Raw genomic sequence first — 26,876 nt, forward strand, 5'->3', positions numbered from 1 at the left:
CGTAGACACTCTCTAACTACTGACAAAACACTGGTAACTGTCCGTCCGTTCGATGCTGTCGACGATACCAGTTCAGTAAAGATGATCAGAGCTATCCGGCACGAAACAGTTCTGATACCGGCATTTGCATGCGCGATTCCGCCGTATAGAAAGAATTCGATGTCGGTGTACTGTTGTATTGATGGTATACGTCAGTCGGTCATTAGGCCAGTACCTGACTATCTCCGGATCTGAAAAAACATTAACATGTATGTGAGTACAACCGATGGATGTTGTCATGAATGACTCACGACGCAGGGACTTTCTCAAGGTAGCAGGTGGTGTCGCGGTCGTAGGTGGGCTCGCCGGCTGTGCAGGCGAGGCCCAAGAAGAAGACGGCGACGGCAATCAGACCGAAGAGGAGCCAGCCGAGCCCGCTCCAGAAGACGAACCGCCAGCCGAAGAAGACGAACAGCCGCCAGAGGACGAACCCGAAGAGGAGGCCGAAGACGAGGAGACCGAAGCGACTGGTGACGATCTGATCCGCATCGCCCACATGATCCCGGACTTCCCGGCCGTCGATGTCTACGTCGACGACGGCGAGGAGCCGGTGGTCGGCGATCTGGAGTACACCGACGTCACCGGCTACCTCGACCTCGCAGCCGGCGACCACCAGATCCGCGTGACGGCCGCCGGCGCGCAGTCGCTGGTGGTCTTCGACGAGCAAGTGTCGGTACCGGCCGGCAACACGACGGCGGTCGCACTGGGTAATCCGGATGCCGGCAACGGCGGGGCCGGCGGCACCGACATCGGCTTCCAGCTCGAGTTGTACCCCGACGACAACGAGCCGCCGGCGGAGTCGATCAACGACGCCCGGCTCCGGCTGATCCACGCCTCGCCCGACGCACCCGCGGTCGACGTGCTGGTCGGGCAGACGCCGGTCTTCGAGAACGTCGCCTTCTCCGAGGCGGAGTACTTCGACCTGCCGGCCGGCGACTACGAGTTCAACGTCCTGCCGGCCAACGGTGGGGCCGCTGGGGGCGGTGGCGGCAACGAGACCGAAAACGGCGGCGAAAACGAATCGGAGGGCGGTGGTCTGTTCTCCGACCTCGCCGCCGACGGCGGCAACGACATCGGCTTCCTCCAAGAAGACGACGAGGGCAACGAGACGCTGCCCGAGGAAGACGAGGATACCGACGAGGAGACCGAAGACCAGGCGGTGTTTAGCTTCGATGCGTCGCCGGAGTCCAACGGCGTCTACACCGCGTTTGCAACCGGCTACCTCGACCCCGAGGCCGCCAGCTCCGAAGCCGAGTTCGAGGTCGTCATCACTCAGGAAGTCGTCGACGGCGATCCCGTCGAGGCCGAAGACGACTAACGTGTTTGTCGGGTAGCAAATAAGTCCCGACTGCAACCCTTCTTCGCCAGTGGATTGATAGGCAACTACCACGTTGTTGGGACAATGACCCCGAATCGAAACCGACAGCCAGCGGCCGACTCGCGCCTCCGGGCAGCGCCGACAGCGAGTAGCGTGGTGCCGACGGGGCCGGAGCGATGACCGAGCAGCCGCTGATCGCCGAGGTCAGCCAGAAGGCGATCGTGCTCTCGCCCGACGAGGAGTTGCTGGTGATGCAGATGGACGCCGAGACGTGGGAACTGCCCGGCGGTCGAATGGGGGCCTACGAGGAGCCGTTGGAGGGGCTCCGACGAGAGGTCCGCGAGGAGACCGGCCTCGCGGTCGACATCCACGAGCCGGTCCACACCGCCGCCTGGCGGAACGACGTTGGCCGGGGGCGGTACAGCGTCGTCTACTGGTGTGAGACCGACACCACAAACGTCACGTTGAGCCACGAACACTGCGATTACGCGTGGGTCTCGCCGCGGACGGCCAGAGACGAGTTCCTGACGGTCAGCATCCACCAGCGGGCAATCGACGAACTGCTGGACGCCCAGCCGACCCTCGCTGGCCAGCCGTTGGACGATGACTGAGGACCGTCCACGGATCCGGGCGCTCGAGGAGTCGACCGTCCAGCGGATCGCCGCCGGCGAGGTGGTCGAACGTCCCGCCTCCGTGGTCAAGGAACTGGTCGAAAACAGTCTCGACGCCGGGGCGAGCCGGATTGAGGTGGCCGTCGAAAGCGGCGGCACCGATCGGATCCGCGTCAGCGACGACGGCCGCGGGATCCCCGAGTCCGAACTCCCGCGGGCGGTCGCGGAACACGCGACCAGCAAGATCAGTGGGATCGACGACCTCGAAGCCGGCGTCGGCAGCCTCGGCTTCCGCGGCGAGGCGCTGTCGACCATCGGCGCAGTCTCGCAGCTGACGATCCGCTCCCGTCCCCCCGAGGCGGCCGCCGGAGCCGAACTCACCGTCGAGGGCGGCACTGTCGGCGAAGTCAGGCCGGCGGGCTGTCCGGCGGGGACGACCGTGGAGGTCGAAGAGCTGTTTTTCAACACCCCTGCCCGCAAGAAGTTCCTCAAACGCGAGGCCACCGAGTTCGACCATGTCAACACCGTCGTGAGTCAGTATGCGCTGGCGAACCCCGAAGTGGCAGTTTCGCTGTCACACAACGGCCGGGAGTTGTTCGGAACCGAGGGCAGCGGCTCGCTCCGGTCGGCGGTGTTGGCGGTCTACGGCCGGGAGGTCGCCGAATCGATGCTCGACATCGCGTATACGGCCGACGAGGACGCGCCCGTCGACTCGATCGCCGGCCTCGTCAGCCACCCCGAGACGACTCGGAGCACCCGGGCGTATCTGGCGACGTTCGTCAACGGCCGTTACGTCACCGCGTCGTCGCTCCGCAGGGCGGTCGTCGACGGCTACGGCGGCCAACTCGCCCCCGACCGCTATCCGTTCGCGGTGCTGTTCGTCGAGGTCCCACCCGAGTCGGTCGACGTCAACGTCCACCCCCGGAAGACCGAGGTGCGGTTCGACGACGAAGACGCGGTCATGGGACTGGTCACCGACGCGGTCGAGCGGACGCTCGTCGACGACGGCCTGATCCGGTCGGGGGCGCCCCGAGGCCGGTCGGCTCCCGACGAGACGCGGATCGCACCCGAGGGCAGCGAAACCGAGACGGCAGACGCCGATGCCGACCGAGAGCCGACCGATGACGCTCCGAACCGACCGGCTTCGACCGCGGACCCCTCGACAGCCGGAACGGTCGACCCGGAGTCGACCGCCGATCCCGACCGAACAGTCGAGCCGACGCAACCGACTGCGGAGCCGACCGAAACCAGTGCGGAATCGGCCACTGCCGAGCCGGTCGACCCCGCCGACGAGGGGAGTTGGACGGTCGAGGGGGTAGGGAACGCGTCGGCCGACACCGACCGGACCGAATCCCGAGCGGAGACGACCGGCGACCCGGCGCTGTCGTCGGATCCCGCAGAGACGTCCGGGAGCGACTCCGGGACGAGCGATGGCGGCTCGACCAGCGATGCGGGACAGCCGACTCCGTCGACGGGCGCCCCCGAGTCGGAGCCCGCGAGATCCGACACCGCCGTCGATCGGCCGACCGACCGTCAGTACGGATTCGGCGAGCCGACCACCCAGCAGACGCTGGCCGGCGGCGAGACGACCGACCGCCGGCAGTACGATCACCTCCCGGAACTCCGACTGCTGGGCCAGTTGTACGACACCTACCTGCTGGCCGAGACCGATTCCGGCCTCGTGTTGATCGACCAGCACGCCGCCGACGAGCGGGTGAACTACGAACGACTCCGGACGGCGCTCGACGACTCGCCGTCGACCCAACTGCTGGCCGACCCGGTTAGTCTCGAACTAACGGCCCGCGAGGCGGCGTTATTCGACGACTACAGCGAGCACCTCGCCGAGATCGGCTTCCGGGCCGAACGAGACGGGAGTCGGGAGATCGAGGTGACGGCGGTGCCGGCGGCTTTCAGTGCGACGCTCGATCCCGAACTGCTTCGGGACGCCCTACTGGAGTTCGTCGACGCTGCCGACGGCGGCGAGGCGACCGTCGAGACGGCGATCGACGAGTTGCTGGCCGACCTCGCCTGTTACCCGTCGATCACCGGCAACACCTCGCTGACCGATGGCTCGGTCGTCGACCTACTGGCGGCGCTCGACGACTGCGAGAACCCGTATGCCTGTCCCCACGGCCGCCCGGTGATCATCGAGATCAGTCGCGAAGAGATCGACGACCGCTTCGAACGGGATTATCCCGGCCACGGCGGCCGACGACAGGAGTAGTCGCCGCCTCCTGACGAATCAGGCCAGCGAAACGACGAGCCCTCGTCCGGCACGATCGAACGTCGTCTCGAAGGGGGCGGATCGTTCTTGCATCGCACTCCGACACCACGTTGCCCCGCGCCGGCTGGCGCGGTAGACCGCCCGCGAGTCGATCTCGGTCGGCCTGAGTTCGAGTTCGAGCGGCTGCCCGTTGCTGCCGACGACGAGTTCGAAGAGGAAGCCCCGATCGTTCCGGTAGGTGGGGTCGACGGCGTAGTCGTCGACGAAACCGCCCATGTCGTAGCAGACGACCGTCGGCGAGCCACCGCGGTCGAGGACCTCGATGCCCTGAAAACAGTGGCCACCGTGGCCGGCGACGAGGTCGACGCCCCAGTCGGCCAGTTTGCGGGCAACCGCCCGGTGGGACGGCGGCGGCTGGGTCCGGTCGGTCGGCCCCCAGTGGAGCGAGGCCACGACTAGATCGGGGTCGAACCGTGCGGCGTTGCTGACCGCCGCCCGCAGGACACCCATCGCCGCCGCGTCGTCGGGGTCGAACGCGACGTGGGCGACGCCCGGCCGCTCGTCGGTGGCGGCATCGGCGGGGGTGTTGTCGGTAAATCCAACGAGGGCGACCGTTAGCCCGCGGCAGTCGACGGCGATCGGCGCACGGGCGGCCGTCCGAGTGCGACCCGCGCCGACGGGCTCGACGTCGGCGGCTGACAGCGCCGCAAGCGTCTCGTCGAGGGCGTCGGGCCCGAAATCCATCGCGTGATCGGTGGCCAGCGAACAGCAGTCGACCGTCACCGCCCGGAGCGCCTCGGTCGACCAGTCGGGGGCCGCCCGGAAGTGGTACTGGCGGTCGGGCGAGGGGTCGCCGCGTGTCGAGAGCGCACATTCGAGAGTGATACACAGCCCATCAAGCCGCCGGAGTCGCGGCTGGAGGTCACCCCAGAGCGCCGCCGGCGGACGCTGCCGGTCCCGGTAGGCGGCGTCGACCAGTCGGCCGAGCATAACGTCCCCGGTAAAGCCGAGGCGGCGGGTGGAGACCATGCCGTGGTGTATGTCACCAGTCGTCAAATCGTTCGTCCATGGTTGCGACCGCCCTCGGCTTGGTTTAACGACGCGTAGTTAGGAACCCCTTACTCTCGGTTCCGCACGAATATCTATCGTGGTCAACGGCTGGACTTAAGGGCCGATCGCTCGGATAGCCGGGTATGTACGGTGGTCGATACCATGGCTGAGCTGGTAACGTTCGGTGAGACGATGCTGCGGCTCTCGCCGCCGGCCGGCCAGCGGATCGAAACCGAAGGCGGGTTCGACGCGCAGATCGGCGGTGCCGAGAGCAACGTCGCGGTCGCGGCTGCTGGCCTCGGCGTGGCGTCGACGTGGCTCTCGAAGCTCCCCGCTAACCCGCTGGGCCGGCGGGTCGTCCGGGTGTTACGGGGCCACGGCGTCGACCCTGTGGTCGCGTGGGACGACAGTGAGACGGCCCGGCTCGGTACCTACTACCTCGAACGCGGGGCCGATCCGCGCGGCACCGATGTCGTCTACGACCGGGCGGGATCCTCGATCACGACGGTCGCTACCGACGAACTCGACCGCTCGGTGCTCGACGGGGCCGACGTGTTCCACACGACCGGCATCACCCCCGCGCTGTCGGAGGCGGCGGCCGAGACGACCGCCGACTTGCTTTCGGCCGCCGGCGAGGCGGGCGCGACCCGATCGTTCGACCTCAACTACCGCTCGAAGCTCTGGTCGACGGCCGAGGCCCGCAGCCAATACGAGTCGCTGTTCGAGGCGGTCGACCTGCTGTTCGCGCCGCTCAGGGACGCCCGTTCGGTGTTGGGCTACGAGGGTGACGCCGAGTCGATCGCCTACCGGCTGGCCGACGACTACGATCTCGAAACGGTCGTCGTCACCCGCGGGGAGGCCGGCTCGCTGGCCTACACCGACGGGGAACTGTACGAACAGGGGATCGTCGACGGCGAGACGGTCGATGCCATCGGCACCGGCGACGCCTTCGTCGGCGGCGTCCTCGCGGAGTTGCTCGCCGGCAGCGATATCGACACCGCCCTCAGCTACGGCGCGGCTGCCGCCTCACTGAAACGAACGCTCGAAGGCGACGTGCTCGTCACCAGCCGCGGGGAACTCGAGGCCGTCTTGGATGCCTCGACCGGCGGTATCTCTCGGTAGTCGACGTCGGCTCTGGGCGGCGCTTGCTTACAGTTCGTGGTGGGTGACGGCCTCGACACCGGACTGCTCGGTGTCGAGCGTGGCCACGTGGAAGCTGTCGTCGGAACCGGGGATCGGGAGCCCGCCGGGGTTGACCCGGACCGTCCCGCCGCGGGCTTCGATCCCCCGCTCGTGGGTGTGGCCGTGGAACACGTAGTCGTACTCGCCGCTGTCGACCAGCGCCTCCCGCAGGAGTTTGTTGGTGCCATGGTAGACCGCTATCGAGACGCCGTCGACCGTGAACTGGCCGCATTCCCCGAGGTAGGTGCCGAACTCCGCGACCGTCCGGGAGAGCGCCCACTCGCCGTCGTTGTTGCCGCGAACGGCGTAAAAATCGAAGGCGTCGCTGTCGAACGGTGTCGCCGAAAACGGCGCGACGATGTCGCCGCAGTGGATGACGCGATCGACGGGTTCGGATTCGAAGGTGTCTACCGCGTCTTCGACGTGTGCGAGGTTGTCGTGGGTATCGGAGACGATGCCGAGTTTCATGCGTAGTGAGTCGTGGTCGACCGCAAAAAACGTATTCGACGCCGCTGGTGCAGGCGGCGTCGATCCGGCCGGAGCGGTTCAGTTACTGGTCACCGTCGGCGGGTCGACCGTCGTCTCGATGTCGAGTTCGGCCGCGACATCCGTCAGGAGATCGCCTTTGATCTCGGAGACGCGGGTTTCGATGGTCGCGACGAGTGGCGGCGCGAACTCCTCGCGGACCCGGTCGAGGCGCTCGGTTTCGGTCGCGATCCGATCGCGGAGATACCGCGCCCCGCGGCCGTTCTCGTCGGGATCCGGCTCGGGTGTGAGCTTGTTGGCGACGAGCCCTCGGACCGATAGCTCCGCGTCGTCGAGCTCCGCGATGGCGCGTTCGGTCTCGTTGACCGACAGCTCGTCGGGGTTCAACACGAGGAAGAAGGCGGCGTCCTCCCGGAGCGTCCGGCCGGCGAACTCGAAGAACTCCTTGCGCTCCTGGAGCCGGGCAAGCACCGGATCGCCCTCCATCACACGTCGAGGGTCGTTGTTCCCGACGGCAGCCTTCTCGAAGAGGTCGATGCTCACCTCCCGTTTCTGCATCAGTCGGTCGACCCACTGTTCGAGGAGGTCGGGCAGGCCGAGCAACCGGAGCGTCCCGCCGGTCGGCGAGGTGTCGAAGACGACCCGGTCGTAGCGGTCGGCGCTGCGCATGACGTCGACGAACCGGTCGAAGAGCGCGGCTTCGTAGGCTCCGGGCGTTCCGTGGGCCATCTCCAGTTGCCGGTTGATCTCCCCGACCATCGCCGCCGAGACCTGCTCGCTGAGGTTCTGTCGGATCTCGTCGAGGTGCCGGGTCACCTCCTCGTCGGGATCGATCTGCATCGCCCAGAGGTGTTCCGTTCCCTCCACCGGCCGGGCGTCGTCACCGAACGGCTGGTCGAAGACGTCCGAGACGGAGTGGGCCGGATCGGTCGAGACGATCAGCGTCTCGTGGCCTGCTTGGGCGCATTTGACCGCGTAGCTGCTGGAGACGGTGGTTTTGCCGACGCCGCCCTTGCCGCCGAAGAAGACGAACGGTTCCATCAGAAGTGGTACTGCTGGCCCTTGCGTTCGATGTACGACCCTCGGTCCCAAAGCCGCCGTTCCCACGCCTCGAACTCTGCTTCGAGGAGGGGTAGCAACTCGGCGGTGTAGTAGGAGACCGGCGACGGAATGCCGAAGGCGTCGGGGAAACACGCCAGCATGAAGGCGTCCTCGGTGTCTTCGGCCTCTTTTTCGATCTTCTCGTAGGCCGGGTGGGTGATCATCCCGTGGTAGAGGCCGCGAAGCCACTCTTCGAGGGTCGCGCGGAACGATTCGATCCGCTCGGCGAGCGTCATACATGATCACATGACGGATGGCCTGTAAAAACTACCGCGGCGACAGTCCTAACTGAATTTTAATTACTCGTGGCCCGAACCCCGAGTATGAGCGGTTCGATCCCAGTCACGGTGCTCTCGGGGAGTCTCGGCGCGGGCAAGACGACGCTGGTCAACCATCTGCTGTCGGCGGCGGGCGACCGCGAACTCGCCGTGTTGGTCAACGACATGGGGTCGGTCAACGTCGACGCCGAACTGGTCGCCGAGGGCTCCGACCTCGACGTCGACGATGGCGTCGCCGAACTCTCGAACGGCTGTATCTGCTGTGAGCGGCAGGACGACCTCGAAACCGCCGTCGTCCGGTTGGCCCGCGAGCGGTCGTTCGACCAGCTCGTCGTCGAGTCATCCGGCATCTCCGAGCCCGCACCGGTCGCCCGACTGTTTACCACGGAATCGCGAGTGGCCGCACTGTACACCGTCGACGCCCTCGTGACAGTGCTCGACACACCCCGGTTCCTCGACTGGTTTGGCGGCGACTCGATCCCCGAACGCCGGGGCAGCGAGGGCGACCGGCCCCTGTCGGATCTGTTGGTCGACCAAGTCGAGGTCTCGAATATCGTCCTCCTGAACAAGGCCGATCAGTGCTCGGCGGCCGAACTCGACGCGGCGTCGGAACTGGTCGCGGCCCTCCAGCCCGACGCCGAGACGATCCGAACCGAGTTCTCGGCGGTCGACCCCGACCGGCTGCTCGGCGCCGACCGCTTCGAGGCAACGGCCGTCGACGAACTGCCGGGGTGGAAGCGCACACTCGACGCCGAGACACACGGCGAGCACCACGACGAGTCCCAAGACCACACCCATCCGGACGCGGTCTACGGCGTCTCCTCGTTTACCTACCGGCGTCGACAGCCGTTCGATCCCGCGGAACTCGCCGCCGTGTTCCGCGAGTTGCCGCCCGAGATCGTCCGTGCAAAGGGCACCGTCTGGCTCGCTGGATCCGATCAGCGGGTGGTGGTGAGTCAGGCGGGCCCCTCGGTGCGGGCGACCGCACAGGGGCCGTGGATCGCCAGCCTTCCGGAAGTCGACCGGCAGATGTACCGCTCGAACCGGCCGGAGCTGGAGTGGCACGACGACCACGGCGACCGCCGAACCGAACTCGTCTTCATCGGGACCGACTATGACGAGGCGGCGCTCCGCGAGTCGCTCTCCGAGGCACTGGTGGCTGTCGGAGCGGCCGACGCCGCGCCGGCCGGCGCTGGACCGTTCCCGGTTGAGGCTGGCGCGGAAACCGTGATTCGAGAGCCGTAGCCGACGGGTCGACCGCCGTGACGACTCAGAGCAACAGCGGGACGCCGAGGCCGACGCCGCCGACCCCGAGAATCGCCATCAGATAGAACAGTCGTTCGGCTCGTATCGTCGCCGGCACATCGAGGCTCGCCTCCGCGGTCCACACCTGCCGGTAGTAGGCGACCGCAGCCGAGACGCCACAGAGGCCGACCGAGACGACGATGGCGGTCGACAGCGGCAGTCCCAGTGCCTGCCCGTACAGTGGGCCGAATGAAAGCAGGAGTAGCGATGCCGTGGCGGTGACCACGACGAACGGGACCGGATCGATCGCCATCCCGGCACGGTTGGGGAGTCGCATACACCTCGTACCACTGCGAGCGACAAAAACTAAGTGTTGCTGAAAAGATCGTGACCTATGAGCGAGGGCGACGCCGACGGCTTCGGTGAGGGAGTGGCCGCCTCGCAGGGCGATCCACGGGTGTTGCTGGCGATGAACGCCGTCCTGTCGACGCTGTTCGGCTGGCTGATCGTCGGCGGGCTGTCGGTGGTCGACGTCGTCGCCTTCGACCTGCTCAACGTCGCGACGGCTGCCATCGTCGTGTTTTCGCTGACGTACTACGTGACGATGTCCTGACTCCCCTGTCGGCGTTAGCGACCGTAGGTAAGGCGGTGGACGATCTCGTCGAGGCGGCTCGTGAGCCGACCCACCCACGCAGCCGGGGCGACTCGGCGGATTTCCGCCGCCTCGAGTTCGATCCGCTCGTCGCCGAGTGGGTCACGGTCGGTCTCCTCCTCGGCGACTGTCTCGACGACCGTCGACATCGAACACCGGCCGCAGGCTTCGCTCCGTTTGTCGCTCATTGGCGAACGTGTTTGTCCGACACCACTGTAAAACCTCCCCCAGAGTATATATCGCCCCTGCAGTATTGCTAATTCGTGAACGACGACGCCGAGGAGCTGCCCGCCGAGATCCGTGAGTCGGTTCCCGAGTGGGACGACGAGTATCTCGACCGCGTCGCCGGGCGACTCCTGTACAACTACGACCTCCAGCAGGACTACGACTGCGCCGGTCGGACGTGGGATCTCTACGGCGAAATGCGGGTTCGAAATCAAAAGCAGTTCTTCCATCCGGCGTTGAGCTACGCCGATCACGACGCCGAAGAGTACCTTTTCGCTCGGTGGATCGAGGAGCCGACGGTCGCGGACCTCGATCGGCTGGTCGACCGGGGCCACGAACTGGCCGAAAGGCGGATCGACGCCGACGAGGAACATTACGGCACCGACATCTCCTTCGTCCTCCTCACCGACAGGATCTCGGATTCCGTCGAAGAGTACGTCGAGGGGTTTCGGGACCGGACGCTGCTCAAGTTCGGCTACTACGGTCACTACGACGTGAATCTCGTCGTGGTCGACCCCGAGGCCCAGCAGTGTGTGGCCAGCGAGGCCGCCGACGTCGCCGCGGCGTTCCGGCTGTGGGACGACGTGTCGACGCCGGACGACGGCCTCCTTTCGCGGTTCGCCCGCCGATTCTGGCAGTAACAGTTTCGACCGTCAGAAGGGGGGAGGCCCCGGAGTTAGTCGTCGCTCGGCTCGGCGGTCGGCGTACCGGTGCCGGACCGCACGCTCCGGATGTTGCGGTAGCCGATCCGGACTAACGAGAGTGCGAGGCCGATCAACACGAGCCCGAGGGCCATCTGAACGAGCGAGGAGGCGATGGCCTCGCCGGCCAGTGGTTCGTCGAGCGCTCCGGTGAAGTGGAGATAGAGGTTCGCATACAGGTTCTCGTAGAAGATCAGCCACAGCAGCCCCAGCACCGTGATAGAGACCATCACGGCCATCGGAACCCCGGTCGAGGCGAGCTGTTTGGCCTCGTCCCAGTTGGCGAGCCAGACGGTCGCCGTCAGCAGCGCCAGCGCCGCCAGCAGCTGGTTGGCACCGCCGAACAGCGCCCACAGCGTCACCCACTGGCCGGAGACGACAAGCAGGTAGGCCGGGATTACTTGCAGGATCGGGTTGGTGTACCGACCGCGGGCGATCGAGCCGATACTGGCGTTGAGTCCGGTATCAGTCCGCCCGGCCGGCAGACCGACGATCTCCTCCATCATGTAGCGACCGAGTCGGACCGCCGTATCGGTCGACGTCAGCAGGAAGCTCACGAGCACCAGCGCCATGAACACTGCGCCGACGGTCTCGGGGATGCCGAGACTCGTGAGGATGACGCCACCGCCGGAGGCGAAGTTCGGCAGCGCGGTTCCGATGCCACCGCTCGGATTCGCAAAGCCCCACACTGCCAGCGTCGACAGCGCGACCGCCGCCAGCAGCCCCTCGCCGAGCATCCCACCGTAGCCGATCAGGCGGGCGTCGGTCTCCTTGTTGAGCTGCTTGGCGGTCGTCCCCGAGGAGACCAGCGAGTGGAAGCCGCTGATCGTCCCGCAGGCGATGGTGATGAACAACAGCGGGAACAGGGGCAAGAAGACGCCTTCGACGCCCCAGAAGCCGTTGAACGCGCTGATCGAGGAGTCGATCACCAGCGGTTCGGCCGACGTGCCGAGGAACGTCCCAACGAGGATCGCCACGATCGCCCCGCCGACGCCGGTGTACAGCAGGAACGACGAGAGGTAGTCCCGCGGCTGGAGCAACACCCACACCGGCAGCGCGCTGGCGATGGCGGCATACACCATCACGACCGGAATCCACGCCGCGGTGTTCGCCCCGAGAGCCGCCGAGCCGGGGACCCACTCGCCAGCACCGCTAAAGAGGACCGTCACCCCGATATCGGCGGTTCGCTCGGCGGTCGGCTCGAACAGCGCGAGTGGGTAGTTGAGCCCGACCCAGACGGCGGCGAAGACACCACCGACGAACAGCACAGTCCCGGGGATAAACGGTCCGTTGAGTTGGTAGAGATACACCCCGAAGACGAGTGCGAGGCCGATGTAGACCAGCGACGCCGTCGACACCTCGGGATAGGCGTTAAAGACGATCCCGACCACTAAGGCGAAGACGGCGACGACGAGGATAATTGTCAAGAAGGCGAACCACAGCAGCATGTTCTTGCCGTCCTCGCCGACGTACTCGCCGATGATGTAGCCGATCGATTTCCCCTCGTGACGGAGCGACCCCGACAGCGAGACGAAGTCGTGGACCGCCCCCATCAGCGGGTTGCCGATGGCGATCCACAACAGCGCGGGGACCCATCCCCACACCGCCCCGGCCGTGATCGGCCCGACGATCGGCGCACCGCCCGCAATACTCGAGTAGTGGTGGCCTAACAGCACTGGCTTCTTCGAGGGCACGTACTCCTGTCCGTCCTCGTATTTGTGTGCTGGCGTCTCCGCGTCCTCGTCCAGCCCGACGAACTGTGAAAGGTACCGCGAGTACCACATGTATCCCGCGGTGAACGTTACCAGAACCGCCGCGATGATCCAGATGATCTGTGTCATGTGCCGAGCACCGGTTACATACATGAACATTCATTACTTAACGCTTAACTGATTATTATGAATATAATGCAATTAAAATAAAGTCGACGGGAAGAACCGTCCCCGTCGGGTTTCCGGGATCTCGGCATCGAAATCGGGGCGAGCCGTCGTGCTCCTCGCGGCGCCAGTCAGACCGGAGCGATCACTGCTGTCGGAACCGCATCGAAAACGTCGAGTCGAACAGCTACTCCGCGGCGTCGATCAGCAGTTCGACGCCCGGCAGGTCAGCGCCGGTCAGCGCGCGGATGTACGCGCCGCCGGCGATCGAGACGTGGTCGAAGTCGTCTTCGTCCATCCCGTACATCTCGATGGAACGGGAGGTGTCGCCGCCGCCGACAACCGAGAAGCAGTCGGTCTCGGCGATGGCTTTCACCGCGCCGACGGTCCCCGGGGCGAACTGCTCGTCCTCGAAGACGCCGAGGGCGCCTTTCAGGAAGACCGCCTCGGAGTCCCGAATGATCGGGTCGTACTTGTCGACCGTCTCCTCGGAGATGTCCATGTAGTCGTAGTTGGCGGCGTCGAGGTCAGCGTTGTCGTGTTCGGCGCGCTCACCGTCGTCGTCCTCGTAGGCCAACCCTTCGGGGAGTTTGATCTGGTCGCGGCGCTCCTCGTAGAGCTCGCGGATGATCTCCTCGTTGTTCTCCCACTGGCTGTCGTACAGATCCAGATCCTCGTGGCGGTCGTAGCCGACGTCGTAGCCCGCCGCACGCAAGAACAGGTGGCTGGCGATGCCGCCCATACAGAAGGTGTCGATCTTGTCGCCCAGCGTGTTCATCACGCCGATCACGTCGGTGGCTTTGGTGCCGCCGACGACCATCGTCACCTGGCCGTCGAACTCCTTGGTGGCGATGGCGGTGTTGGCCTCGTACTCGGTCTCCATTACCCGACCAGCAAACGCCGGGAGGACGAGCGGGAAGCCGACCAACGAGGCGTGTTTCCGGTGGGCCGCCGAGTAGGCGTCGTTGATGTAGGCGTCAAAATGGGGTGCGAGCGTCTGGACGAACTCGGTGTCGGCCTTCGTCTCGGGATCTTCTTCGGGTAGCTCGTCGTCGGCCATCCGGGTGTTTTCGAGCAGCAGCACCTCGCCGGCTTCGAGTGCCTCGATGGCGTCGACGGCGTCGTCGCCGTAGATGTCGTCGACGAACGCGACGTCACGACCGATGTGGTCGGCCATGATGTCGGCGTGCTGGTCGAGCGAGACGAACGTATCGCGGCCGGGTCGACCCTGATGGGCCATCAGGACGACGCGGTGGCCGGCCTCGGCGAGTTCGCTGACGGTCTGGGCGTGGCGTTCGAAGCGGCGGTTGTCTTGGACCGCGCCGTCCTCAACGGGGGAGTTGAGGTCGAGTCGGACGAGGACGCGCTGTTCGGCTTCGAGGTCGTCGATCGTATTGAACGAAGACATACGTGTATGTGTGTGGTTGCTATCGAAAAGCTGTTGGATACGATTCGGGACTGTATCGGAGTCGTGAACTCCGGAGTGGTCGAGTTAGGCTTCGTCGACGATGTGCTCGGCGACGTCGAGCATCCGGTTCGAGAAGCCGTACTCGTTGTCGTACCACGTCAGGATCTTCACGAGGCCGTTGTCGCCGATGACGTTCGTCGAACTGAGGTCGGTGTACGTCGAGAACGGCAGGCCGACGATGTCCGAGGAGACGATCTCGTCGTCAGTGTAGCCAAGGACCCCTGCGAGTGGGCCGCTGTCGGCGGCATCGCGGAAGGCGTCGTTGATCTCTTCTTCGGTTACGTCGGCTTCGAGGTCGACGACCAGCTCGGTGATCGAGCCGTTCGGGATCGGGACGCGAACGGCCATCCCGTCCATCTTGCCTTCGAGCTGCGGGAGGATCTCGGTGGTGGCCTGTGCGGCACCCGTCGAGGTCGGGACGATGTTCTCGGCGGCCGCGCGACCACGGCGCGTTTTGCCCTTGGGAGCGTCGATCAGCGTCTGGCTGCCCGTGTAGGCGTGGATCGTCGTCAGCGTCGCCGTGTTGATGCCGAACTCCTCGTCGAGGACGTGGGCGACCGGCGTCACGGAGTTGGTCGTACAGGAGGCGTTCGAGACGATATCCTCTCCTTCGTACTCGTCGTGGTTGACGCCGTAGACCAGCGTCTTGACCGGTTTGTCGCCCTTCGGCGGTGCGGAGATGACGACCTTGTCAGCACCGGCTTCGAGGTGCTGGCTGGCGTCGTCTTTCGTCCGGAAGATGCCGGTACACTCGAAGGCGACGTCGACGTCGAGGTCGCCCCACGGCAGTTCGCTGGGGCTCTGGATGTTGTACAGTGGGACCGAGGTGCCGCCGATGGAGAGCTCGTCGTCGGCGAGTTCGAGGCCGTCGAGTCGGCCCATGATGGTGTCGTACTTGCCGAGGTACTCCATATCCTCGAAGTCCATCACGTCGTTGATGCCGGCGAGTTCGAGCCGCGGGTTCTCCATGATCGCGCGGAACACGCTGCGGCCGATTCGGCCGAAGCCGTTGAGTCCGATACGGACTACGTCGCTTTCATCGACCGACTCACCAGCATCCAGATAGGATTTACTCATAGCTGAATGAGTGAACTACAACCACTTAAAATAGCCTGAAACCGTTCGGTGACAAACACCGCAAACAGAAGGTTAGCACCGACTGAAGCCGGGATACAGCGTTTGCCTGCCGGCGAACTCCTCGGTGGATCGGTGGTGATCGCCCCGGTCAGAAACCTTTTGAGCCGCCCTCACATACCCCGGGGTATGAGACGGGACGACCGCGAGGACCCTTTCGGCGACATCTTCGACGAGATCGAGCGCATGATGCAGGGTATGACTGGCGGGATGGAGGATGCGGGGTTCGGTTCGGAGACCCACATCGATGTCTACGAGGAGGACGACGTCGTCCGACTCATCGCCGATCTGCCGGGAATCTCCAAAGACGAGTTGGGGCTCCAGTGTGACGGCAAGACGCTCACTATCAGCGCCGCCAGCGACCGCCGAGAGTACGACGAACGCGTGCGCCTGCCGGTCGGCGTCGACGAACACTCCGCCGAGGCGACGTTCAACAACGGCGTGCTGAACGTCACTTTCGATCGGGCCGACGACACCGCTGCGATCGACGTCGAATAACCACCATCCGTCGACCGGGCGTACTCGGGTACTGGTTTTGCCGAGGGCTGTCGACCACACGATACTCGATAGCTGTTGCTCGACTGTGGTATATGAATAGACGCTGGCTACGAGCCGGTAGCCAGTGGCTACCTCAGTTGTTCGGGCCGTCGCCGACCGCGCTTTCACCGACCGCGGCGTGGCCTTCGATCAGTTCTTGACCGCCCATATAGGGTCGGAGCGCTTCGGGTACCGTGACGGTGCCGTCGTCGTTCTGGTAGTATTCGAGGATGGCGACGACGACACGCGGCACCGCAACCCCCGAACCGTTGAGCGTGTGGACGTATTCGGCCGATTCGTGCTGTTCGGGCCGGTACTGAATGCCCGCACGACGGGCTTGGAAGTCACGGAAGTTCGAGACCGACGAGACTTCGAGCCACCGGCCGCCCTCGTCGGGGCCGTCCTCCATGTCGTCGCCGGGAGCCCAAACCTCGATATCGTACTTCTTGGCCTGCGTGAAGCCGAGATCTCCGGTACACATCTCAAGGATGCGGTAGGGGAGTCCGAGCCGGTCGAGCACCGATTCGGCCTCCGCGAGGAGCCCCTCGAAGCGCTCGTCGCTCTCGTCGGGCCGAACGAAGTTGACCAACTCGACCTTGTTGAACTGGTGGACCCGAACGATGCCTCGCGTCTCGGTGCCGTGTTCGCCCGCTTCCTGCCGGAAGTTCGGCGAGTAGGCCTGATATTTGAGCGGGAGGTCGTCGTCGAGCAGGATCTCCTCGCGGTGGAGGTTGGTCACGGGGACCTCGGCGGTCGGCAGCAGCCACAGATCGTCGTCGTCGTACGGCTCATCGTTCGAGCCTTCGAGCCGGTAGGCGTCCTCGGTGAACTTGGGGAACTGACCCGTCCCGCGCATCGAGGCACTGTTGACCGGCAGCGGCGGGAAGACCTCGACGTACTCCTGTTCGCGGTGAACGTCCAGCATAAACTGGATCAGGGCGTGTTCGAGCCGCGCGCCGTCGCCCTTGGCGAAGTAGAAGCCGCCGCCGGAGACTTTCGCGCCGCGGTCGAAATCGAGGATTTCGAGCGCTTCGCCCAGATCGTAGTGGGGAATCACCTCGTCGGGAAGGTCACGGAGATCGTCGAATCCCTCGCGTCGACGCTCGACGTTCTCGCTTTCGTCTTCCCCGACCGGGACCGAATCGTCGGGTAACTGCGGGAGCGTCAGCAGCGCGGTCTCGAGTTCGGCTTCCAGTTCGTCGGCTCGGGATTCGATCGCTTGGAGTTCCTCCTTGAGTTCGCTGGATCGCTCGATGGCTTCTTGGGCTTCCTCCTCTTTGCCCTCCCCTTTGAGTTGGCCGATTTTGCTCGATACCTCGTTGCGCTCGTGGCGGAGGTCGTCGCCCTCGCTTTTCAGCGAGCGCCACTCTTCGTCGATCTCCAGAATCCGGTCGAGATCCACGTCGACGCCCTTCGTTTCGAGGGCCGCACGGACGGCATCGGGGTTCTCGCGGACGAACTGTCTACTCAGCATTGGGTATCGGTTTTTTCGGCGCTGGCAAAACCGTGTCGGGTCCGTCTCAGTGGTTCATCGAACTGCATCGTCGGCACTGTTTCGATACCCGGTTACTCGTTTTTCGTCCAGTCTTTCGTACAGACAACGGGGAACATGGCCGTGTAGCTTCGTTCGGGAAAACGCATAGTGATTTCCATTGATCTCGGCACGGCTTCGACGAGGTCTTCAAACGGAACGGCGGGTTCCGAAATAAGCGACCCGTCCCGGGCGTAGTGATGTGTGTGATATACTTTGGGAGCCACTGGAGCATCTCGGGTGAATTCCTCCTGTGCTGAGATCGTCTCGTTAGTCGAGGTTTCGATCTCCCGTAGCTCCACTCGACCCCACCCGGTGCTGACGCCCGTGCCAGTCACGGAGTTGTCGTCTAAGATCTGCTGGAGTCGGTCAGAACAGTGGTCTGCCGCGCGGAGCGTCCCGAACGTCTCGAACGCCATGGTACTGGAATCGCCGGAATCATACTGAATCCGCACACTGTTGTTTTCTTCGAGATATGCATACTCCCACTCGGGAGCCACTGTAAATGAGATCCCGGCGGCATCTCCAAGCCGCGTCATCTGCTCCACATCCGGATTGAATTCCGCTGTTTCTTGTTCTTCGTCCTGTGTTTCGTTCCGGTCTGGATTTCCTTCTGCAGTCGGTGGGGAGGCGGAATCGAACAGACAACCGGCGGATACGAGACTAATCGAGCCGACGCTCGCCGCGAGAACTGCCCGACGAATCATAGGAAACGTGCTGATGAGAATATATAGGTCTTGTTCATACGGTCTGTATTGACCCCGTCCAGTTAGCAACAGTCGACGGTAACTATCTGGGAGATCCGAGGCCTTATTCCCGAACGTTTCGACCTTGGACATCGCCGAACGCCTCGGCGTCCCCGCTTCGATCGTTGCCGTCGCCCGGCGTTCGCTCGTAGACGACCTCGCCCCGTACCATGGTGAGTTCGGGGAAGACGCCGAGTCGACCCTCGAACGGCGTCCAGTCACATTTCGTATGCGTCTCTCCACCGCGGATCTCGCGGGCGTCGTCGGGGTCGACGAGTGTGAGATCGGCGTCATAGCCGGGTTCGATCCGTCCTTTCGAGTCGAGATCGAAGATCTTGGCCGGATTGTGCGCGACGAGATCACGAACACGCTCGTAACTCAGTTCACCCTGTCGGGCCGACTCCAACAGGAGCGGCAACATCGTTTCGACCCCCGGCACGCCGCTCGGTGCGTCCCAGAGGCCAGCCTCCTTTTCCTCGCGGGTGTGCGGTGCGTGGTCGGTGGCAATGATGTCGACCGTCCCATCGGCCACGCGCTCGAAGACCGCCTCGCGGCGCGCCTCGCTCCGGAGTGGTGGGTTCATCCGCCCGTAGGTTCCCAGTTCGTCGGCATCATCGGTCGACAGATACAGGTGATGGGGACAGACCTCGCAGGTCGCCCCGCCGTCGACGGCGGCGTCGATCCCCTCGGGCGTCGAGGTGTGGGCGATGTGGATCGTCGCGCCGGTCTCACGGCCGACCTCGGTGGCCTGTTCGATCATCGCGGCCTCCGCTTCCGCACTGCGGTAGGCACTCCATAACTCGGCGTTGGCCTCCCGGCCCACGCCACCAGCGTCTGCGTCATGGGTCGACTCGTCGAACAGCGTTTCGTCTTCGGCATGCACGGTTACGGTCACGTCGTTGTTGGCGGCGCGCTGTGTGGCGTCGGTAAACAGCTCGATGGCGACGCCCATGTCGCCGGTCGAATCCGCGAGGAAGACCTCGCCGAGCGCACACAGCGGCTGGTCGAACAGCGTATCAGGATCCCAGTCGCCGGTGACGCCGCCGTTGATTCCGTAATCGACCCGCGCGGCCCCAGCGTACTCGGCTTTCGCTTCGAAGTTCGCCCCCGAAGTCGTCGGCGGATCGGTGTTCGGCATGTCGACGACGGTCGTCACCCCGCCGGCAGCCGCGCTTTTGGTTGCGGTATCCCACGTCTCCTTGTGTGAATACCCCGGCTCCCGGAAGTGAACGTGGGCGTCGATCGCCCCCGGCAACAGGAGTTTGTCGGTAGCGTCGACCACGCGTTCGTCGGCTTCAGGATCGAGACCGCCGTCGACCGTCTCGATCCGCTCGCCAGTGATCCGGACGTCGACGGTCCGGCCATCGGCGAGATCGGCGTTGGTAATCAGCATAGCCTGCCATGGACATGGCAGACTCCTAAGTCTCGTGGATTAGTCGCTGCCTACCGTGCTCGCGCCGACCCTGACGACGGTTTGGTCGCGGCCGTCGACCAGCGCGTCCTCGACCGCCTCCCGAACGACTCCCGGATCGGTCGGCCCACCGGCCGTGGCGACGCTGCCGACGGTAGAGGGGTCGAACGGGACATCGAGAGCGCGGTAGACGGGGCCTAACACCGATTGGATGGCCGCAACATCGGCTTCGGCGACGGTCAGGCTCGCGGCGACCAGCGCCGCCCCAGACTGGACGCGCTGGGCGATCCCCGCCAGCTTGCCGTGTGGCTCGCCCGCGGCGTCGACACTGCTGATCGAGTGGCTCCCCGGACAGTAGGCATCGACCGATTCACCTCGCGTTACGTCGGCACCGAGCTCCGAGAGTGCGTCGACGAGCGTCCCGCTGATCTCGTCGTATCGGTCACACATGCCTTGGCGAACGTCCTCGATTGGGACGGCGGCGGCGACCGCCAGCGTCCGGCCGGTGTAGGCGACCGCGCGGCCGCCGACGCGCCGTACGAGAGCGTGGTAGCCACGGTCCTCGGCCGCCGCTTTTGCGGTCTCGTAGCCTGCGGCATGGCTGTCGCGCCGACCGAAGGCGATCTGCCGGTGCGGTTGCCAGACCCGAACGGCGAGAATGCCGGTTTCGGCCGTCTCAGTGAGCATATCGGCAGTCACGTCCCGATCGGCAGCGGGCTCGTCGGCCCGCCCGCGATAGACCCGTACCTCCATACTGAGGCGTTCGTCGCCGCGGGCTAAGCGGTTCCGCTCGCGGCCGGTCCCGCTGGCCGACCGGGGCCTCGATTCAGTCGACCGGTCGACGGGTCCCGCCGGTCGACTGTCTCCCCAGTTGTGGTCGGAAAACGGGGGATTGCGAACCATTAGGCGGGTTGCTGTGGTAGCGGTTCGGTGGTCCCAATGACAATCGCTGACTTCGCACAAACGGACGTCGTAACGGCTCAGGCTGACGACGACCTCACGACCGTCGCCGAGCAGATGCGCGAGGAAGCCGTCGGTTCGGTCGTGATCGTCGCCGAGGACGAGCCGATCAGTATCATCAGCGACCGAAAGATCGCGATGGCGGCCATCGAGGGCGATATCGCCGACCGGACGGCCGAGGAGTTCATGACCGACGAGTTGGTCACCGCTCACATCGACACCGAGGTTGACGACCTCATCGAAACGATGAGCGACGAAGCCATCCGCCGGGTGCCGCTCGTCGACGACGAGGGCTCGCTGGCCGGTGTCGTCTCGATGGACGATCTGCTGGTCAGGCTCGCCAACGAGTTTGACACCCTCACGAAGATTCCGGAACGGCAGTCGCCGAAACTCCGCCAGCCCTAGGAGCGCGCTCGGCCCATTTTTCGACCTCCGCAGGTGTTTAACCGACCGGCCGACCGAGTGGTGGTATGGACCCACGCGTACACGAACATGCCGAGATTCTCGTCGACTGGAGCGCCCGCGTCGAGTCGGGCGACAACGTCGTCCTCAGCGTCGCCGAGGGAGCCCACGACCTCGCGGTGGCGGTCGCCGAAGCCCTCGGCGAACGCGGCGCGAACCTCCTCGCTACCTACGACTCCGACGAACTCGCCCGTGCCTACCTCCGCGGCCACGACGGCGATTTCGACGCCGATCCGGCTCACGAACTGGCCCTCGTAGCGAACGCCGACGTCTATCTCCGACTCGGCGGCGGCCGCAACACGACGGCGACCGCCGACGTGCCCAGCGAGACGCGGCAGGCCTACCGGCGCGCCCGCACCGAAATTCGGGAGGCCCGGATGGACACCGACTGGGTGTCGACGGTCCATCCCACCCGCTCGCTGGCCCAACAGGCCGGGATGGCCTACGATGAGTACCGGGAGTTCGTATATATAGCCGTGCTCCGGGATTGGGAGTCGTTGGCCGACGAGATGGCCCAACTGAAGACGATTCTCGACGAGGGCAGCGAGATCCACATTGAAAAATCCGAGACGGACCTGTGGCTCTCGATCGAAAACCGGACCGCGGTCAACAGCGCTGCCTCGGTCGACTACGATTCGCACAACCTCCCGTCGGGCGAGGTGTTCACCGCCCCCGCCGACGCCGAAGGGACGGTCGTCTTCGACGTGCCGATGACCGTCGACGCCACCCGGCTCCGCGATGTTCGATTGACCTTCGAGGACGGCGAAGTCGTCGACTACGCGGCCGCACAGGGCGAGGCCGTACTCGAAGAAATTCTCGATACCGACGCGGGAGCCAGACGGCTCGGCGAACTCGGGATCGGGATGAACCGCGGGATCGACCGCGTGACTGACAGCATCCTGTTCGACGAGAAAATGGGCGAGACGGTCCACCTCGCGGTCGGCCGCGCCTACGATGCCTGTCTGCCCGACGGCGAGACCGGCAATCAGTCAGCCGTGCATACGGATTTAATTACGGATATGAGTGGCGAGTCGACGCTCTCGGTCGACGGTGAAGTGATCCAGCGAAACGGGACGTTCCGGTGGGAGAACGGGTTTGGTGGGCGGACCTGAGTCCCACGGTTGAGCTACTCGTGGCGTTCTCCGTGGGCCAGTGAGGCGGCCGCAAATCCGACGAGTCCAGTGCCGATCACGAGGATGCCAAGTCCGAGTCGTAGCTCCGCCGAAACAGGTAGGGACGGACTAACACCGATCAGGGCTGCCAGATTTATTACACCTATACCGAGGCCAACCCATCGGTTACGCTCCCATGTCGTATCGGCCGAGATCGATGGATCTGTTCGATACTGATGGATACTTAGCGCGAGACCGCATCCCCAGACGAGGCCGGTAACGGTCGCAAATACGACGTCACCGACAAGCCAATACAGACCACTACCGATCAGCGCGGCGACGCCAGCGCTCACACCCAACTGAACTGAAACCCGTGGCATCGCCGCTTGAACGTTTATCGCTCTTCGACCGGGACGAACTCCGTGTCTTCGGGGCCGGTGTACTGGGCTCGCGGCCGGATGAGGCGGTTGTCCTCCCACTGTTCGAGGACGTGGGCGAGCCAGCCGCCGACACGCGAGACCGCAAAGATCGGGGTGTAGAGATCGATCGGGATCCCCATCTGGTAGTAGGTGCTCGCCGAGTAGAAGTCGACGTTCGGGGCCAGTCCCTTCTCCTCGGCGACGTACTCCTCGATGGCGACCGACATCTCGTACCACTTGGTGTCGCCGGCGGCCTCGCCGAGAGCCTCGCTCTCCTCGCCGAGGATCTTGGCTCTGGGGTCCTTGACGTTGTAGACGCGGTGGCCGAAGCCGGCGACGCGCTCGCCGCGATCGAGGGCGTCTTTGACCCACTCGACGGGGTCCATTGCGGAGTCGTCGACCTCCTTGAGCATCTTCATCACGTTGGCGTTCGCGCCGCCGTGCAGGCTCCCCGACAGTGTCCCGACCGCCGAGGTGACTGCGCTGTGGAGGTCCGCCAGCGTGGAGGCGGTGACCATCGCCGAGAACGTCGAGGCGTTGAGCCCGTGGTCGGCGTGGAGGACGAGTGCCATATCGAACGTCTTGGCCAGCACGTCGTCGGGTTCCTCGCCGTTGAGCATATAGAGGAAGTTCGCGGCGTGGTCCAGATCCTCGCGGGGCGCGACCGGCTCGTCGCCCTCCCGGAGGCGGTTGAACGCGGCGAGGGCGGTCGGCATCTTGGCGGTGATCCGGCGGGCTTTCCGGTCGTTGGCCGCCTCGTCGTCGACGGCGGCGTCGGCGTCGGGATCGTAGGCCGCCAGCGCCGAGGTGATCGTCCGCAGGGCGGCCATCGGCTCCTCGTCGGCCGCGGCCAGATTCCGGACGATCTCGAGAACGCCGTCGCTGAGTTCGCGTGCGGCAGCCATCTCCTCGCGGAAGGTCGACAGCTGGTCGGCGGTCGGGAGCTCGCCGTGCCAGAGCAGATACAACGTCTCCTCGTAGCTGGCGCTCCGGGCGAGGTCCTCGATGGCGTACCCCCGATAGATCAGCCGTCCGGCATCCCCGTCGATCTGGCTCAGGCCGGACTCGGTGACGACCACGCCCTCGAGTCCACGCTGCAACTCAGTAGACATGCCCCAACGTTCCCCTTTGTCTCAAAAAAGCGTTATCGTTTGCGTAGCGATGGCTTGCTTTCGACAGCCTCGGAGTTCTGTTTTCCAAAACTGTACGTCTCTCGGCGGCAACGCGGTCCCGGTCGGCGAACGACAGCCGCCGCGAGACACGCTCACAGACCTCTTTTCAGGCCGCTGCGACGGTGATCTGCTGTTTGCGGTCGATCGCGTCTTCGAGTTCCTCGGCGATCGCCGAGCCGCGAGAGATCTGGATGTCGCCGCCGCGGCCGACCGTCGCCGTAAAGAGGTAGTCGCCGTCGGCCCGGACCTCGACGGTCTCGCCGACGTGGTCGTCCATCCGAATGACGACGTGTCGACCCGTGATCTCCGGCTGGACGACCTCGCCCGCGGGCTGGAGTTCCTCCGAGGAGCCGTCGCCCCCCGATCCGGGGCGTTCGTCGAGCGTCCGCACGTCGATGTCGATCCCCAGCCGGTCTTCGATGTCGCTGATCCGGCCGCCGCCCTTGCCGATCACATAGGAGATGTCCCGTTCCTCGACGTAGACGACCGCGTCGTTTTGGCCCTGTAGTTCGACCTGCACGTGGCCGCGGGCGACCGAGCGGATCTCCCGTTCGATCTCCTGTTTGGCGATCCGGTCGACGCCGGTGTCGCTGGAGTCGCCGTCGTCCAGCGGGACGGTGACGACCTGCCGGTTGAAGGTGTAGATCTCGTAGGCCGGCGTGCCGGTCTCGAAGTCCGAGATCTGGATGACGGGCCGGGCGAGATCCTCGGCAGTCAAGCCTTCGGGGACCTTCACCTCGGTGGTCACGTCGTAGACGGTGTGAACCTTGCCGGCTTCGATGTAGACGACGGTGTCGACGACCTGCGGGATCATCCCCAACTCGACGCGGCCGACCAGTCGCTGGAGGGCGTCGATCGCCCGCGTCGCGTGGACGACACCGACCATCCCGACGCCCGCCAGTCGCATGTCGGCGAAGACGCCGAAGTCCTCGGTTTTGCGGACCTCGTCGTAGATGGTGTAATCCGGCCGGACGAGGAGCAACGAGTCGGCGGTTTTGGCCATGTCGCCGCCGAGTTCAGTGTACTGGGTGATCTCCGGGCCGACCTGCAGGTCCCGCGGTTTCTCCATCGTCTTGACCGCGAAGTCGTTGTCGTTGAGGAACTCCCCGACCGCCTGTGCAAAGGTCGACTTCCCGGCCCCCGGTGCGCCGGAGATCAGGACGCCGCGCTGGCGTTCGAGCAGTCGCTCCCGGAGGTCGTCGGCGAACTCGTAGTCCTCCAGCGTGGTCTTCGCGATGGGGCGAACCGCGGTAATCTCGATCCCGTCGGCGAACGGCGGCCGGGCGACGGCGATCCGGTAGTCCTGATACTGGACGATCGTCATGCCGGGCTCGCTGAGTTCGACGAATCCCTCACGGCTGGTTCGGGCCAGTGCCTCGATCTCGTCGGCCCACTCGTCCATCTGCTCGTCGGAGGTGACCGTCTCGTCGACCGTCTTGTAGCTCATCCCGTCGAGTGCGCCGCGTTTGGCCTTCGGCCGGGTCCCCGTTTTGAGGTGGACGCTCATCGTCTCCTCGTCGAAAAAGTCGCGGATCGGCAGCCCTTCGTCGCCCTCGACCACCGGCTCGACGTACTCGACGCTGAGCCCTTTGGCCTTGGCGACCTCCGACTGGACGATATCGCTCGACAGCAGCGTGGCGTCGTGGTCGGCGGCGACATCGCGAATGACGGCGTCGACCTCGCCCTCGCTTGCGCCGGCCTGTTCGCCCTCGCTGGCTCGGCGGCCGACGTACTGGAGGTCGATCGTCCCCTCGTCGGCGTACCCCGTGAGCGTCTGGAGTTCTTCGAGGCCGTTCCACCCGCTGTCGTAGCCGGCGTTCGCCTGCGATTCGAGTTCGCCGACGACAGCCTCCGGGACCAGTATCGTGGCCTCCTTGTAACTGCCGTCCTCCACTCGCTCGGACACGCGACCGTCGATGACCGCGCTCGTGTCCGGCACTATGTTCATACGGGTGGTAGTCGGCGGCTACTCATAAGGGTGCTGTGATCACCGGTTGCCGCGCGGGTCGACGGCGGGCTCTCAGTCCTCGCGGGGGTCGACGACGTTCTCCCGGCCGTCGTCGGTCACCGTCTCGAAGGTCTCGCGGGCTGGTGATTTGATCGTGTAGGCCAGCAGGCTCGAAAAGCCGCTGGCACCGGGATGGAGTCCGAGCCCGCTGCCCGCGCCGACCAGCCCCGGCGGCGAGGTATCGAGGCGGTCGGCCCACCACTCGCTTTCGAAAAACAGCGTGGCGATCTCCATATGTTTGGCCTCGTGGGTGAACAGATACGAGCCATCGGTCAACAGCGGCCACAGTTCCTCGATTGCGGTCTCGGCGGAGGCCCGAAGCCCGACGTCGAGAAACGCCAGCGCGACCGGCTCCTCGAAGGCCGGCATCGTCTCGGCGAAGTAGCCGGCTTCGAACCGGCAGGCCGACAGCTCGCCGTAGCGGTCGACGTTGGCCCGGACCTCGGACAATGGGGCTTCCCATGCGTCGGCATCGTAGGTGTGGCGCTGTCCGGAGGCGATGAGCACGTGTTCCCGGTCATCGTCATCCGGTTCGGGCATCCCCTCGAAGGAGTCGAAGACGACCAACTCCCGGCCACAGTGCCCCGCGACCAGCGAGAGGTTAGCCGTGCTCCCACCCTTGTACGCGCCGCACTCGACGAGTACTCCATCGCTGTCGGCCGGGATCCGCAGGGCTTTCGTGGCGATCACGAGGTGCTCGACGAACGACGAGCCGGTCGGAACCGCGAGGTTGGTCCGGGCCATGCGGACGACCAACAGGAGCTTCGTCGACAGGTCGACGCCGTAGGCCGCCCCCGTTTCGGGACGAAAGAACTCCCCGAGGGTGACTGGAAGGCTCGCTGCGAGCAGTCCGAGCCGATAGGCTTTCGCCACGAGATCGAGCAGCCGGCGGCCGTAATCGTGCATGGCCACTGGCGTCCCCGCGGA

26 protein-coding genes are annotated in these 26,876 nt (G+C 65.2%); 10 read left to right on the forward strand and 16 right to left on the reverse strand.

Going from position 1 to position 26,876, the window contains the following annotated elements:
- The first annotated feature begins 277 nt into the window (after window positions 1–277).
- The 3 genes from NKJ34_RS02210 (at window position 278) to mutL (ending at window position 4,192) form a co-directional block, all read left to right on the forward strand.
- Complete coding sequence (locus tag NKJ34_RS02210) at window positions 278–1,357, forward strand: DUF4397 domain-containing protein (protein WP_253736620.1); 1,080 nt, start codon at window positions 278–280, stop codon at window positions 1,355–1,357.
- A gap of 176 nt (window positions 1,358–1,533) precedes the next feature.
- Window positions 1,534–1,968: an NUDIX hydrolase gene (locus NKJ34_RS02215; RefSeq protein ID WP_253736621.1), complete on the forward strand. Its 435-nt coding sequence runs from the start codon at window positions 1,534–1,536 to the stop codon at window positions 1,966–1,968.
- The gene (gene mutL / locus NKJ34_RS02220; protein WP_253736622.1) at window positions 1,961–4,192 is read left to right on the forward strand and encodes a DNA mismatch repair endonuclease MutL; all 2,232 of its coding nucleotides are present in this window, start codon (window positions 1,961–1,963) and stop codon (window positions 4,190–4,192) included. The genes NKJ34_RS02215 and mutL overlap by 8 nt, the downstream gene beginning before the upstream one ends.
- Before the next feature lie 18 nt (window positions 4,193–4,210).
- Here the strand turns inward: mutL and NKJ34_RS02225 are convergent, their stop codons facing one another.
- Entirely contained in the window at window positions 4,211–5,221 is a 1,011-nt protein-coding gene (locus NKJ34_RS02225) for a CapA family protein (RefSeq protein ID WP_253736623.1), read from the reverse strand.
- Window positions 5,222–5,404: 183 nt separating this feature from the next.
- Between NKJ34_RS02225 and kdgK1 the strand changes: the two genes are divergently transcribed.
- Complete coding sequence (gene kdgK1, locus NKJ34_RS02230) at window positions 5,405–6,364, forward strand: bifunctional 2-dehydro-3-deoxygluconokinase/2-dehydro-3-deoxygalactonokinase (RefSeq protein ID WP_253736624.1); 960 nt, start codon at window positions 5,405–5,407, stop codon at window positions 6,362–6,364.
- 27 nt (window positions 6,365–6,391) lie between these two features.
- On the opposite strand, the gene NKJ34_RS02235 is transcribed toward kdgK1, so the two are convergent.
- The 3 genes from NKJ34_RS02235 to NKJ34_RS02245 form a co-directional block, all read right to left on the reverse strand.
- Window positions 6,392–6,892 carry a metallophosphoesterase gene (locus NKJ34_RS02235; protein ID WP_253736625.1) on the reverse strand — a complete coding sequence of 167 codons (501 nt, stop codon included), beginning with the start codon at window positions 6,890–6,892 and terminating at the stop codon, window positions 6,392–6,394.
- A 78-nt stretch (window positions 6,893–6,970) separates the two neighbouring features.
- Window positions 6,971–7,951, reverse strand: coding sequence for an ArsA family ATPase (locus NKJ34_RS02240; RefSeq protein ID WP_253736626.1), 981 nt, complete (start codon window positions 7,949–7,951; stop codon window positions 6,971–6,973).
- Window positions 7,951–8,247 carry a DUF7990 family protein gene (locus NKJ34_RS02245; protein ID WP_253736627.1) on the reverse strand — a complete coding sequence of 99 codons (297 nt, stop codon included), beginning with the start codon at window positions 8,245–8,247 and terminating at the stop codon, window positions 7,951–7,953. The genes NKJ34_RS02240 and NKJ34_RS02245 overlap by 1 nt, the downstream gene beginning before the upstream one ends.
- 87 nt (window positions 8,248–8,334) lie before the next feature.
- On the opposite strand from NKJ34_RS02245, the gene NKJ34_RS02250 reads away from it, so the two are divergent.
- Window positions 8,335–9,534, forward strand: coding sequence for a CobW family GTP-binding protein (locus NKJ34_RS02250; protein WP_253736628.1), 1,200 nt, complete (start codon window positions 8,335–8,337; stop codon window positions 9,532–9,534).
- Between the two features lie 25 nt (window positions 9,535–9,559).
- On the opposite strand, the gene NKJ34_RS02255 is transcribed toward NKJ34_RS02250, so the two are convergent.
- Entirely contained in the window at window positions 9,560–9,871 is a 312-nt protein-coding gene (locus NKJ34_RS02255) for a hypothetical protein (protein ID WP_253736629.1), read from the reverse strand.
- Window positions 9,872–9,928: 57 nt separating this feature from the next.
- Between NKJ34_RS02255 and NKJ34_RS02260 the strand changes: the two genes are divergently transcribed.
- Window positions 9,929–10,147, forward strand: a complete 219-nt coding sequence (locus NKJ34_RS02260; RefSeq protein WP_253736630.1) for a DUF8107 family protein — start codon at window positions 9,929–9,931, stop codon at window positions 10,145–10,147.
- Window positions 10,148–10,161: 14 nt separating this feature from the next.
- Here NKJ34_RS02260 and NKJ34_RS02265 read toward each other — a convergent pair whose 3' ends face one another.
- Window positions 10,162–10,374, reverse strand: coding sequence for a DUF8007 family protein (locus NKJ34_RS02265; RefSeq protein WP_253736631.1), 213 nt, complete (start codon window positions 10,372–10,374; stop codon window positions 10,162–10,164).
- A gap of 75 nt (window positions 10,375–10,449) precedes the next feature.
- Between NKJ34_RS02265 and NKJ34_RS02270 the strand changes: the two genes are divergently transcribed.
- Complete coding sequence (locus NKJ34_RS02270) at window positions 10,450–11,052, forward strand: DUF8052 family protein (protein WP_253736632.1); 603 nt, start codon at window positions 10,450–10,452, stop codon at window positions 11,050–11,052.
- A 35-nt stretch (window positions 11,053–11,087) separates the two neighbouring features.
- Here NKJ34_RS02270 and NKJ34_RS02275 read toward each other — a convergent pair whose 3' ends face one another.
- The 3 genes from NKJ34_RS02275 to gap form a co-directional block, all read right to left on the reverse strand.
- Window positions 11,088–12,953 carry a carbon starvation CstA family protein gene (locus NKJ34_RS02275; protein ID WP_253736633.1) on the reverse strand — a complete coding sequence of 622 codons (1,866 nt, stop codon included), beginning with the start codon at window positions 12,951–12,953 and terminating at the stop codon, window positions 11,088–11,090.
- 223 nt (window positions 12,954–13,176) lie between these two features.
- On the reverse strand, window positions 13,177–14,397 hold the full coding sequence (locus NKJ34_RS02280; protein ID WP_253736634.1) for a phosphoglycerate kinase: 1,221 nt from the start codon (window positions 14,395–14,397) through the stop codon (window positions 13,177–13,179).
- An 84-nt stretch (window positions 14,398–14,481) separates the two neighbouring features.
- Window positions 14,482–15,534: a type I glyceraldehyde-3-phosphate dehydrogenase gene (gap, locus tag NKJ34_RS02285; protein ID WP_253736635.1), complete on the reverse strand. Its 1,053-nt coding sequence runs from the start codon at window positions 15,532–15,534 to the stop codon at window positions 14,482–14,484.
- Between the two features lie 186 nt (window positions 15,535–15,720).
- Between gap and NKJ34_RS02290 the strand changes: the two genes are divergently transcribed.
- Entirely contained in the window at window positions 15,721–16,089 is a 369-nt protein-coding gene (locus tag NKJ34_RS02290) for an Hsp20/alpha crystallin family protein (RefSeq protein WP_253736636.1), read from the forward strand.
- Between the two features lie 133 nt (window positions 16,090–16,222).
- On the opposite strand, the gene serS is transcribed toward NKJ34_RS02290, so the two are convergent.
- The 4 genes from serS to NKJ34_RS02310 form a co-directional block, all read right to left on the reverse strand.
- A complete protein-coding gene (gene serS, locus NKJ34_RS02295) occupies window positions 16,223–17,602 on the reverse strand; it encodes a serine--tRNA ligase (protein WP_253736637.1) in 1,380 nt (459 codons plus the stop codon).
- Window positions 17,603–17,694: 92 nt separating this feature from the next.
- On the reverse strand, window positions 17,695–18,498 hold the full coding sequence (locus tag NKJ34_RS02300; RefSeq protein ID WP_253736638.1) for a hypothetical protein: 804 nt from the start codon (window positions 18,496–18,498) through the stop codon (window positions 17,695–17,697).
- Window positions 18,470–19,798, reverse strand: a complete 1,329-nt coding sequence (locus NKJ34_RS02305) for a dihydroorotase (protein ID WP_253736639.1) — start codon at window positions 19,796–19,798, stop codon at window positions 18,470–18,472. Before NKJ34_RS02305 ends, NKJ34_RS02300 begins: the two co-directional genes overlap by 29 nt.
- Before the next feature lie 39 nt (window positions 19,799–19,837).
- Entirely contained in the window at window positions 19,838–20,569 is a 732-nt protein-coding gene (locus tag NKJ34_RS02310; protein WP_253736640.1) for a lipoyl protein ligase domain-containing protein, read from the reverse strand.
- Between the two features lie 186 nt (window positions 20,570–20,755).
- On the opposite strand from NKJ34_RS02310, the gene NKJ34_RS02315 reads away from it, so the two are divergent.
- Window positions 20,756–21,181 carry a CBS domain-containing protein gene (locus tag NKJ34_RS02315; RefSeq protein ID WP_253736641.1) on the forward strand — a complete coding sequence of 142 codons (426 nt, stop codon included), beginning with the start codon at window positions 20,756–20,758 and terminating at the stop codon, window positions 21,179–21,181.
- A gap of 65 nt (window positions 21,182–21,246) precedes the next feature.
- The gene (locus NKJ34_RS02320) at window positions 21,247–22,350 is read left to right on the forward strand and encodes an aminopeptidase (RefSeq protein WP_253736642.1); all 1,104 of its coding nucleotides are present in this window, start codon (window positions 21,247–21,249) and stop codon (window positions 22,348–22,350) included.
- Between the two features lie 394 nt (window positions 22,351–22,744).
- Here the strand turns inward: NKJ34_RS02320 and citZ are convergent, their stop codons facing one another.
- From citZ to NKJ34_RS02335, 3 genes are all read right to left on the reverse strand, one after another.
- Window positions 22,745–23,881 (reverse strand): citrate synthase, encoded by a 1,137-nt coding sequence (gene citZ, locus NKJ34_RS02325; RefSeq protein WP_253736643.1) that lies wholly within the window; start codon window positions 23,879–23,881, stop codon window positions 22,745–22,747.
- Window positions 23,882–24,047: 166 nt separating this feature from the next.
- Window positions 24,048–25,889 carry a PINc/VapC family ATPase gene (locus NKJ34_RS02330; RefSeq protein ID WP_253736644.1) on the reverse strand — a complete coding sequence of 614 codons (1,842 nt, stop codon included), beginning with the start codon at window positions 25,887–25,889 and terminating at the stop codon, window positions 24,048–24,050.
- A gap of 72 nt (window positions 25,890–25,961) precedes the next feature.
- Entirely contained in the window at window positions 25,962–26,855 is an 894-nt protein-coding gene (locus tag NKJ34_RS02335) for a TylF/MycF/NovP-related O-methyltransferase (protein WP_253736645.1), read from the reverse strand.
- Window positions 26,856–26,876: the final 21 nt, after the last annotated feature.

Source organism: Halohasta salina (assembly GCF_024178165.1).
GTDB lineage: Archaea > Halobacteriota > Halobacteria > Halobacteriales > Haloferacaceae > Halohasta > Halohasta salina.